This window comes from Parabacteroides sp. AM58-2XD, from assembly GCF_003463685.1.
Lineage (GTDB): Bacteria > Bacteroidota > Bacteroidia > Bacteroidales > Tannerellaceae > Parabacteroides > Parabacteroides segnis.
The window spans coordinates 1-10,921 of record NZ_QSDP01000152.1 but is presented as its reverse complement, the minus strand read 5'-3'; the positions used below and the strand labels follow the sequence as shown (position 1 = coordinate 10,921).

General features: G+C 40.5%; 7 protein-coding genes. 2 read left to right on the top strand and 5 right to left on the bottom strand.

The genetic code is table 11. From position 1 onward, the window contains the following. Positions 1–69 precede the first annotated feature (69 nt). Together DXA15_RS23415 and DXA15_RS23410 are read right to left on the bottom strand one after the other, a co-directional pair. Positions 70–528 carry a hypothetical protein gene (locus DXA15_RS23415; RefSeq protein WP_233567582.1) on the bottom strand — a complete coding sequence of 153 codons (459 nt, stop codon included), beginning with the start codon at positions 526–528 and terminating at the stop codon, positions 70–72. Positions 529–598: 70 nt separating this feature from the next. Beyond that, positions 599–1,552: a glycosyltransferase family 2 protein gene (locus DXA15_RS23410; RefSeq protein WP_128135637.1), complete on the bottom strand. Its 954-nt coding sequence runs from the start codon at positions 1,550–1,552 to the stop codon at positions 599–601. Positions 1,553–1,954: 402 nt separating this feature from the next. Between DXA15_RS23410 and DXA15_RS23405 the strand changes: the two genes are divergently transcribed. After that, positions 1,955–5,266, top strand: coding sequence for a SusC/RagA family TonB-linked outer membrane protein (locus tag DXA15_RS23405; protein WP_128135636.1), 3,312 nt, complete (start codon positions 1,955–1,957; stop codon positions 5,264–5,266). 24 nt (positions 5,267–5,290) lie between these two features. Then, positions 5,291–7,117: a SusD/RagB family nutrient-binding outer membrane lipoprotein gene (locus DXA15_RS23400; RefSeq protein ID WP_233567581.1), complete on the top strand. Its 1,827-nt coding sequence runs from the start codon at positions 5,291–5,293 to the stop codon at positions 7,115–7,117. A gap of 49 nt (positions 7,118–7,166) precedes the next feature. Here the strand turns inward: DXA15_RS23400 and DXA15_RS27335 are convergent, their stop codons facing one another. The 3 genes from DXA15_RS27335 to DXA15_RS27325 all read right to left on the bottom strand — a co-directional run bounded on the left by DXA15_RS27335 (position 7,167) and on the right by DXA15_RS27325 (position 10,658). Next, on the bottom strand, positions 7,167–9,071 hold the full coding sequence (locus tag DXA15_RS27335; RefSeq protein ID WP_233567580.1) for a helix-turn-helix domain-containing protein: 1,905 nt from the start codon (positions 9,069–9,071) through the stop codon (positions 7,167–7,169). Positions 9,072–9,181: 110 nt separating this feature from the next. Next, positions 9,182–9,868 carry a two-component regulator propeller domain-containing protein gene (locus tag DXA15_RS27330; protein WP_233567579.1) on the bottom strand — a complete coding sequence of 229 codons (687 nt, stop codon included), beginning with the start codon at positions 9,866–9,868 and terminating at the stop codon, positions 9,182–9,184. Positions 9,869–9,923: 55 nt separating this feature from the next. Continuing rightward, positions 9,924–10,658, bottom strand: a complete 735-nt coding sequence (locus tag DXA15_RS27325; protein WP_233567578.1) for a hypothetical protein — start codon at positions 10,656–10,658, stop codon at positions 9,924–9,926. Between the last annotated feature and the right edge of the window lie 263 nt (positions 10,659–10,921).

Genomic DNA, 10,921 nt, shown 5'->3' with positions numbered 1-10,921 from the left:
GCTGTTTAATAAGACTAATTTCAATGATGTCAAAGAACAATTTAATCCCCTTATTCCGGGATTATTTGATTAATTAATAACTCGTCCCGATTTTAACGGGACACTAGTGGTATAAACAAGGACTTTGGATGCGCTTATCCAGGCAACCGGCTCTACGTTGACCGGATGGATTGCCCATAACAAAGTAGCCAGAAAAACGATTTGTTTGTTATTCATCGTCGCAAGCCGGGATGATTGAGTTAATAGACCGGAAAGAAAAAAATAAAGCAATACGACATTCAACAGATGTACTCCCAAACCGGCCAAATGAAATATCACCGGAGAGTACCCGAATAATGAATAAATAAGTACATAGCCTATTTCATTCAGGGGTGAATACTGACCACCATGAGTCTCTGTGAAAATTCGGTAAATATTCTCCCAGGTAAGTCCCCCGGAAGTATACGGATTAATCACACACCATTGATCATCCCAATAATACAGAAAATCATTTTCTGACAAAGGATAATAAACGATACACGTCATCACCAGTATAAAAAACAGAGGGCAATACCTTTTTATCCTTGTTGGCATATTCATAGTATTTATATTTAGCGGGTTACACATTAAAAGAGGACGAACAATTTTCCGACCGTACAATATATTCAGGACGGTTCTTGCACTGCATAAACATTTTACCCAAATACTCTCCTATAATACCGAGCATTAATAATATCACTGCCCCCAACACAGAAATCAGTATAGCCAGAGATGCCCAGCCTGTCACAGCCTGCCCCGAAATAAAAACAGCATATAGCACATAAATAATTTCCGTGATGGAAAGTAAAGCGAAAAAAGCAGCAAAAAGAATGGCCCATCGTAGCGGGCGGATACTGAAAGAGGTGATCCCGCAAACGGCAAACAAAATCATTTTCTTTAAAGAATACTTCGTAGTCCCCGCATAACGCATCCGAGCCTGATAAGGTATCTGTATCCTGTGAAAACCGACCCATGAAACCATCCCACGCAAGAACAGGTATTCTTCGCGACAGCCACGCAATACCTCAATTACTTTCCTGTCGAGCAGGCGGAAATCTGCACAACCTTCTGTTACCGTTACATCAGATAAAAAATTCATCAAACGGTAAAAAAGACGAGAGCTAACTGTTTTGAAGCAATTAGACTGTTTACTATCTATCCGGATCGTATCCACGATATCATATCCATCCGCCCAGCAAGCTAACATATCAAAAATTAGCGCTGATGGATGTTGCATATCTGCATCCATAGTAATAACGACTTCACCCCGTGAATAATCCAATCCTGCTTTCAATGCTTTCTGATGCCCGAAATTCCGGGAAAAACTCAACCAGCGGACATGAAAATCCTGTTCAGACAACAACAATATTGTTTCCAGGGTATGATCTGTACTTCCATCATCCACGAAGATTAATTCATAAGGGCAAGATAATTTATCCATTACCGGACACAGTTCCTCATACAACACATTAAGACATGCATCCTCATTAAAGCAAGGGATTACAATAGATATATTTTTAGGAGGCTTTTTCATACATATTAAATATAATAATCCGCATAACGTCTGTTTAATGACCAACATTACACAGATCCTTTTAATACAAACGCAATGAAAAAAATAAATGACCCCACTAAAAATAGAAAAAATGTTTCGATAAGATAAATGCATTGTACCATACCTAATAATAACTTCGTCCAATATCTTCTCTTAACAGAATAAAAAAATTCCATTATTTTTCACCACCTCCATCCTGGAAACTTAAATATAACAAACAACAAACCTGTTATTTTAGTACAAACTCCATGTAAAATCATACGTATGTATTTTTGTTACAAGTTAAATATCAGTTAGTAACAACTCTATTCCCTATTGTAGGCATACATTGCAACGTTTTAGAAACGTTTGTTAATTATATGTCTAATTAAATTAATCATTATGTTTAAGATCTACAGACCTATCAGCGCATTATTGCTGGTGGCCTCATTAGGATCTGCCTGGAATGCCTTCGCATCCGAAGGGACAATAGGAGAAACTTCTGAAGTTAATCAGCAATCAGGGAAAGTTACAGGTATCGTCGCAGACGATCTTGGACCGATAGCCGGAGCAGCAGTCTCGGTAAAAGGCACCTCTAAAGGAACCATAACGGACAGCGATGGAAAATTCGTCCTGAATGGAGTCAAAAAAGGCGAAATAATACAAATTTCATTTCTGGGTTATACGACACAGGAAATCGCCTATAAAGGACAGGAAAGTCTGGATATCAAATTGGTGGAAGACTCACAAACCATCGATGAAGTCGTTGTTACCGCCCTCGGAATGAAACGTTCTCATAAAAGCCTTGGTTATGCATTAACAACCATCAAAGGAGATGAATTCACACTTGCCGGTAAGGCAGCAAACCCCTTAACATCTCTATATGGTAAAGCTGCCGGTGTTGGTATCCAATCGAGTGCAGCAGGTCCAACCGGAGGTATAAATATAAAGATTCGTGGAGCAGCCAGTTTGGAATCATCCTCCAAAACACGCCCGTTGTTCGTTGTAGACGGTGTGCCCATTCATGACCAGGAATCATCTATGGCAACCCGTGGTTATGATCCGTTGAACTCTTTTGATTATGGTGCAGGTATCAATGATATCAACCCGGAAGATATCGAATCAATGGAAATCTTGAAAGGTGCGAAAGCATCCGTTCTATATGGTAGTGAAGGTGCCAACGGCGTTGTATTGATCACAACCAAAAAAGGGGCTAATACCAGAGGTTTAGGAGTAACGGCTTCTTTCCAATATACGGTTGAACAACCGGTTTCCTATATTGATTTTCAGAATGAATTCGGTACAGGAACAAGTGTATATGATGAATTGACAGGTAAATTACCCGATGGGACCTCTATGAGAAGACTGGGTACTTCCCGCTTCAACTTCGGACCCGCTTTCGACGGAAAACCGATCATGGACATAGACGGTAATATTATCAACTACGAAGCACAACCGGATAACTTCATGGATTTCTTCCGTAAAGGTTATTCTGACAACGTCAACGTTGCCATTGCCGGTGGTAATGAAATGGGTAATATGCGTGTTTCCTATACCAATTACAAATATCAAGGTATTTTGGATAACTTTGAACAGAAAAAGAATATCCTCAGCTTCTCCGGGAAAATGAACGCATCAAAATTTGCGTCTTTCGAGATCAATTCGAACATTTATAATATTGTCACCCAAAACCGTTATCCCAATATCGGAAGCCTCGTTTCATTTGGTGTCAACAGAGATCAACCATTTTCAACGCTAGAACGACTATATAAAGACGAATCCGGATACAAACGAAACTTGGAAGATTACACGATGAGTAGTTATGCTTCTAACATTATGAGTTTGTTATGGCACCAACATGAAAACAAAAATGTGGATGATAAGTTCCACATGATTACATCATTAAAGGGGAAATTCGATTTCCATAAAAATGTATTCCTTGTTTTACAGGGAGGTATTGACTATACGGATGTTGAATATAACCAACAAGCCAGGGTTACCCAAGTTGAACCCAATGTAGTCGGTGGAAAATATTCCAGAAAAGAAGAACGCTATGTAGTACAGAATTATGATGCCATGTTGAATTTCGACAAGAATTTCATGAAAGATCGTTTGAATGTACTTGCTTTCTTCGGTGGAGGTTACCGCAGCAATGAAGATAAGAGCATCAATGTATCAACCTACGGCGACATGCTTTATCCGGATTGGTACTCATTGAATAATGAAGGGTCATGGCCAGGAGCAGGCGACAAAGGAAAGGTTAGAGGTATGTCACGTGGCTCTGATTTCTTGTACAGTCTGTACGGTGGTGTGACTCTTGCTTTGGACGAACGCTACTATGTTGAAATTACCGGAAGAAATGACTGGGCCTCGACTTTGCCGGCAGGAAATAACTCCTACTTCTATCCGGGTATCTCATTCAACTGGAACTTCAAAGACCAGCTTCCAATCCCGCAATTGCAGTTCGGTAAGATACGTATGGCATGGGCCGATGCCGGTCGTCCTGCTTCCCGCTATTTTGCAAACAACCTGTTCAGCTTAGGACAGATTGCTGAAACCGAAGCTTCCGTCGTATCACCTCCTAGTTCTCTCTTCTCCGGTAAGTTGAAACCTGAACGTAAAAGAGAATATGAAATCGGTATGGACTTGCGCTTCTTCGATCAGAACAGACTGGAATTCGACTTCTCTTACTATACCAATAACGTCTATGACCAAATTATGGCCGTTCCATTGTCATCCACTTCCGGATACAGCGAAATCAGGATCAATGCCGGTAACGTACATAACTATGGTTATGAAATCTTCTTGAAAGGAGCTCCGCTAGTAGGTAAAGATTTCCGTTGGGACATATCATTCACGGCAGCCAATCAATATTCAACTGTAAAGAAGTTATACCCGGGTATTACACAGAAAATCATTGGTGGCGGATCAGGATATAAAGTGGTAGCCGAAGTGGGTGAACCAATGGGTGAATTACTTACCTATGACTACAAGAAAGATGAACATGGCAATCGTATTGTGAGTTCGAATGGTTTCTATCAACTTGATTATGATGCAGGTTTCAAGAAAAACTCCAATGTCAACCCTGCTTTCATCGGCGGTTTCAACACGTCATTCTACTATAAGAACTTCAACATCAACTTAGGTTTCGACTATAAATTCGGTGGAGCATTGTTATCAATGTCTAACTATTACCTGATCGGTAACGGTTTGTCTAAAGAATCTCTGCCTTATCGTGACGAAAAACATGGTGGTCTGGCTTATTACATCAATGAGCAGAACGTAAAAGTGCCCTGCGCACACAATGCGACAGCTCCGGCCAATGCCCAAGACAACCGAATATATCATGATGGTCTTATACTTAATGGCGTAAAAGAAGACGGCAGTAAGAACGATATCATCTTAAGTGCATACGAATACTATTCTACATATATTCATGATATGTCTGCCGATCTACAACCTGATAATGTTTATAAGAATGACTATATCAAATTCCGTGAAATCGGTATTTCTTATACCATTCCGAAGCGAATCGTAGAAAAAGTCAAACTGCAGAAAGTAACTCTGACAGCTACTGCACGTAACCTGTTCTACCTCTATAAGGCTATTCCGAATATTGACGCAGAATCAACACTCGGCACGAACTCTTACGAAGAATATTCATTCTTCCCTTCTACTCGCAGTTTTGGTATCGGTGCTTCAATTAGTTTCTAATTATACTATTAAATGCAAGGAATTATGAAAAATATATTATTAACAGGTTTGGTGGCAACGTCTCTATTATTTTCCGGTTGCCAGGACAAACTGGAAGAAGACTTTTACAACCCTGAAGTTTATCAGGCTCCAGATGACAAACTAGCTTCCGGCCTATTCACACAAACACTTTACGAATGGCAAGTGTATGTACAGGACTACGGAGAATGGTGGTGGTCATTAGGTGGCTGGGGTATTACAGCCTATGCCCAAGTCGGCGTTCGGCCTATGACAAGTAATTATGCTGGTGTTTATCAAGATTTTGAAGATGTAACTACCGGTAACGGATTCTCGGCAGACAACGGTATACGCAATTATTTCAATAACATGTATACCAAGATGAGCAAATGGTCTATTTTCAAACAGTTAATCGAAGAAGAATATACAGGTGATGTATTAACAAATGCCTATGTATATTACCAGTTGACGACTGTAATAAAAGACTTTACCATGCTCCGCAACATCGATTTCTTCAACAGCATCCCCTATTATAATGCCATCCAGGGTAACAAAGGGGTTCTGTTTGCTGAATATGATGATCCTTTGGAGGTTACTAAAACAATTCTTGACGAATTGAAAGAGATTTCGGAAAGCATAGTTGCCAATTACGATAAAATGTCTGCGGATGCAAAAGCAACCTTTGCCAAACAAGATCTCGCCTTTAAAGGAGATATCCAATTATGGAAACAGTATATCAATGCATTGAGACTGAAATTTGCGATCCGCATGTCTGCTGCCGACGAAGCTTATGCCAAAGCTCAGATCGCATCGGCGATACAGGGCGGGCTTCCCAGCAAAGACATGACCTGGCTTTTACCGACCAATCCTGCAAAGGATTTACCGGGAGGAGGTACCATCAACCGCGGATGGTTCGAACGTTTCACTTCGATATTTATTCCAAATGTCATCCTGGAAAGAATGAACCATAACAGATTGAAATATGAACCGGGAATCGATGACCCGCGTCTGCCTGCCATAGCTGCTCCGACACGTTACAACGATTATCGTGGTATCCGTATGGACAACCTATACCACCAGCCGGCTTACGACTCTATTGCCGCCGGCAGCGAAGAAAACATGCGCCCGGATTACATCGATGAAGGAACATGGGAACGCCATAAATCCTATATCAATAACAACTCTGCATACCGCGATGCCGCTGGAACATTGAGTTACTATGATATCAACTGCGTATCCATGTATAACCCGGCCACTTATTACTATGCCAATTTCCCGGTCTATATGTTCTCGCTGGCCGAAACAGAGTTGCTCCTGGCGGAAGTTGTTGCTAAAAACTATGCTTCCACAGGGAAAAGCGCAGGTGAACATATCAGCGATGCTATGGCTTATTCAACAGAATTTTGGTACTATGTAAACTCTCTGTCCATATCAAGCCCTGCTGATTATCCACGCTATTTCCCGGAAAAACCTTCTGCCGAAGCGGTTCAGACATACGGTGATTTCCTGAAAGCAGAATATCAGAAAGCAACTACATTGGATGATCAAATGGAGTTTATCATGCAACAGAAGTATATCCATCTGAATTTGATGGCACCCAATGAATGTTGGACAGAATTGCGTAGAACCCGCCATCCGAAGTTGGAGCCGATCAACTTCCCGCCGTATTACACGCATATCAAACCACAAGTTGAACGTATAAAATATCCGGATTCCGAAGAACTGAACAATACAGAGAACTTTGCTAAAGTAAAAGCAGAGAACAACTATTCTTCGCCCATTTATTATATACCGCAAGACAAAAGATCTGAATCTTACTATCGAGATACTTACATTGAGATAGAAAAAGAGTAATAGGGAGTTGAGAGAGGAGAGCTGGCCATATGGCGGGCTCTCTGTTTTTTTAGGATACTTCCTCTTTCTGCGGCACCAGCATATTTTTCCTGTATTGCAAGGGGGATACCCCTACATGCTTCTTGAAGGTGCGGCTGAAATAAATCGGGTCAGAATACCCGACACGATAGGCTACTTCCGCTATGGGATAACAAGACTCATCCGATAACAAAAGTTTAGCCCGGTCCATTTTGAAGGAAACAATATAATCGTTCGGAGTCATTCCTGTAACCATCTTAATCTGGTTGAACAAACTGGTCCTCCCCATTCCCATACATTTAGCCCAGTGAGCTATATCGAAATCCGGATCTTCCAGATGTTCCTCCAAAACATGGGTAGCCGTATCCAACAGTCTTTTTTCCTGTACGTTAGTTGCCAATAGCGGCACGTAATCCTGCTCCTCTTTCTGCTTGATATACCTTGACAAAATACGTTTACTGTTTCTTACCAAAGAATTACATCTATGCTGAAGTAAATCCATAAAAAAAGGCTTGACCACATAATCGTCAGCACCGGAACGAATACTTTGAATCTGTTGTTCCGGAGATGGCTGGTAAGTCATCAGAATAACAGGAATATGTAATGTATCTACATGCGACTTAATCATCCGGCACAATTCTATCCCAGAACCGTCCACCATATCGATCTCACTCAAAATAATATCCGGGAGTTCTCTCAATGCGATCAAATAACCCTCCTTTACATCCTCCGCTTCAATCAAACGATAGGCAAACGAAAATGTCTCTTTCAGCGAAGCCCTTATCTCGCTGTCACTGTCTATTATCAACATCGTATAAAGAGTGTTATCTTTTGTTTCAAATACCTCTTCCACAGGCGATTCCGCATCATAGACAGGATTTCCGAAACTAAATACAACGTCTTCCTGCTCCTCTCTGTTGAACGTCTGTAACCGGGTAATTAACCCTTGCAAATAAACGACCTGCTTCAATACTTTCCCGATTCGGTTTTTACCGGCTACAACTGCCGCATCAGCAACAATATTATTCAATATAGCAATAATTACAGTCAGAGGTTTTCTGAACTCATTGGAAATATTAGTCAGGAATTGCTGATTATCCCGGTTCAATTTATCCATTTGCTCCACCTCCCTCTTTTTCATCTCCAGGGAAAGCATCAGTCGAGTCTTTGTTTTATTGAACCAAACCAGCCAGGCTATAATAGAAATTGTTACACAAACATACAGCAATATCATTGGCCACGAAAGCCAGAACGGATACATAATTATAATTTCCAGCTGGACTTCATTCTGAGGATTATCCAGCTCGCGGACAATCAGATTATACTTGCCCGGGCGCAGGGAAGAATAAGTAATCGTCCTGTTGGAAGTCGTTATCCACAATTCATCCAGACCTTCCATCTTATATTCATATTGCCCGTAATTTGATAGCAGATAGTTACTTGTCGAAAAGGTAAGACTAATTGTATTCAGGTTATAAGGCAACTCTATTTTGGAGGAAAAGGTGATATCCTGTTGAAGAAATTCCGAATCAGCAGGTGTCAGCAACTGATTATTCACTGAGATAGAAGAGAAAAACAAAGAGTAATTCCTACCCGGACGATTTAAATTCTGCTCATTAAAAGAAAATAATCCACATATGGTACCCACATAAACATTCCGGTCCATCGGTGAGACATAAATACCACAATCACCACTGAGAGAAAGTGGGGTAGGCAGATTACTTAAAGGAATATGAAAGGCAGAAAGAGGTTTCTTTTTTACCGACATATCCAAAATAGAAACTCCTTTGTCTGTTGTTACGATCAGGTTCCTATAAAACGAACGGGTTACGCTATAACATACGTCACTCAGCAAAAAATGGTCATGCTCCCTATAAGATGAAAAATCATTCCTTTCCTCATTATACAATAAAAGCCCTGAATTCAGAGTTGACATGAATAAACCATTTTTTGAATCACCACAAATCGAATTAACGGCACTGGGAATACGGCTCCCTTTTTGCAAGCCATCCCCATAGACAGACAGTATCTTTTGTGATTTCAGATCTACTGAAAACAAACCTTCTTCCAGCGAAGACACCCATAACCGGTCCTTGTCATCAATGTATACGGTACGGATATTCCCGGAACACTTTTGTTGCAGCAACGAATCATCCAACAGATAAGAGGCATGCAGATTCTCCCTGTCAAGTTTAAAAATACCCTGGATAGAGCCAACACCAGCATATCCCGGTAAGGCACAATTTCTTCTATTATCAACTGAGAGGCCGGATCGATAAACGAGAAATCGATCTGCCTGACACGGTCTGTTTTCCTGTCATATACATAAAGCCCGTTTTTATAGACACTGACAAACAAGTTATCGGTCTGCTCATCATACCACAGCGCACGAATCTTATTATCCGGCAATCGGTGGGTAGCCTTGGTGATGTGCCGGATTACTTCCCTGTTCTTGTTCAAGACGTTTATACCACTGCCCTCGGATGCGACATACAAATTACCCTCTTTATCTTCGGCCATAGAACCGATAACAGTTCCATGCAGACGATCCTCAACTTTTTCGTCGCTATAAAAACATTTGAAATCATCCAAATCTATATTTCCATACCGGATATCACCATAATAGGGTCCAATCCATAAATTTCCTTGCCGGTCAGCAAACAAAGCAGTAATCGAAGTTTCCGCCATATACGGCTGGTTACCTATTATTTCCGGAACACCATTTGTTTTCATCTCTATCCGATAAAGACCGGCCAAAGTCCCCACCCATATTATCCCCCGAGTATCCTCAGTAAAGCAATGGATATAGTATGGAAGAACCTCCCGGATCATTAAAAACGACAGCTTCGCCATTTAATGAAACAACAGCAGCTAAACCAGATTTAGCCGACAGCCACAAATGGGATTCCGAGTCCAGGAACTGAGTAGTTATGTTCTCTTCCTGAAAACAGGTGGTTATAATCCGTTTTTCTGTCAGATCGACTCTCAATACACCGGTAGTCGTCCCTATCCAAAACTGATTATCGCCAATCGGAGTTATGAGAGTAAAAACATATCTTTCATCGGAAAACAAAATCTCTTTTTCTCCCGACCGGACATTACATCTATAAAGTGAATGCCCTTCAACAGCATAAAGCTGATCATCCGAATAACAAATAGCCGTTGCTGTAATCTCCGGCATGAAAGGTTGCCTCATCTGCAAATCGATACAGATTATATTGTTTTCCGCCAAAAGATATAGTGTAGAATCATTTCCACAGAAATTATGAATATTAGCATCTTCGAGAGACGGGAAATATTCAGACAAACGAATTACTTTAGTAGAAATGCCATCATAACAATTTACAGCATTATTACCGAGCCATATTCTCCCCAGCCGATCCTGCCATATTGCTATAGAGGAAGGCTGAGACAATCCGTCTTTTACTCCCAAAGACCGGAAATAGATTTCGTCTCCCCATATAGTAACAGAGAATAAGAGAAGTATAAAAGTCCAAATAGCCAAACGGATTCTATCCATCAAATCTGCTTAATATTAATACAGAGAACAAGTTAACAAAGCTCCATATCATCATCCTCTCCCGTATCTTAAAAACATCTAATATCCTGAAGCCTAATATTATACATTATTTAACTAACATAGTCCTAGCAGAACTCATGCCTAAAAAGAAAAAAGGATGAATAAACAAGAAAAAAAATAACACCGCTTATGGCTAAGTTTGGTTCACATATTAAATTTTAGACTACAATATGAATGAATTTAAACGTATTTTTAAATAATATTAT

Coding starts and splice junctions, on each gene's coding strand:
- DXA15_RS27335 (WP_233567580.1), bottom strand. CDS start 9,071: ATGTCAACTCTGAATTCAGGGCTTTTATTGTATAATGAGGAAAGGAAT.
- DXA15_RS23400 (WP_233567581.1), top strand. CDS start 5,291: ATGAAAAATATATTATTAACAGGTTTGGTGGCAACGTCTCTATTATTT.
- DXA15_RS23410 (WP_128135637.1), bottom strand. CDS start 1,552: ATGAAAAAGCCTCCTAAAAATATATCTATTGTAATCCCTTGCTTTAAT.
- DXA15_RS27330 (WP_233567579.1), bottom strand. CDS start 9,868: ATGAAAACAAATGGTGTTCCGGAAATAATAGGTAACCAGCCGTATATG.
- DXA15_RS23405 (WP_128135636.1), top strand. CDS start 1,955: ATGTTTAAGATCTACAGACCTATCAGCGCATTATTGCTGGTGGCCTCA.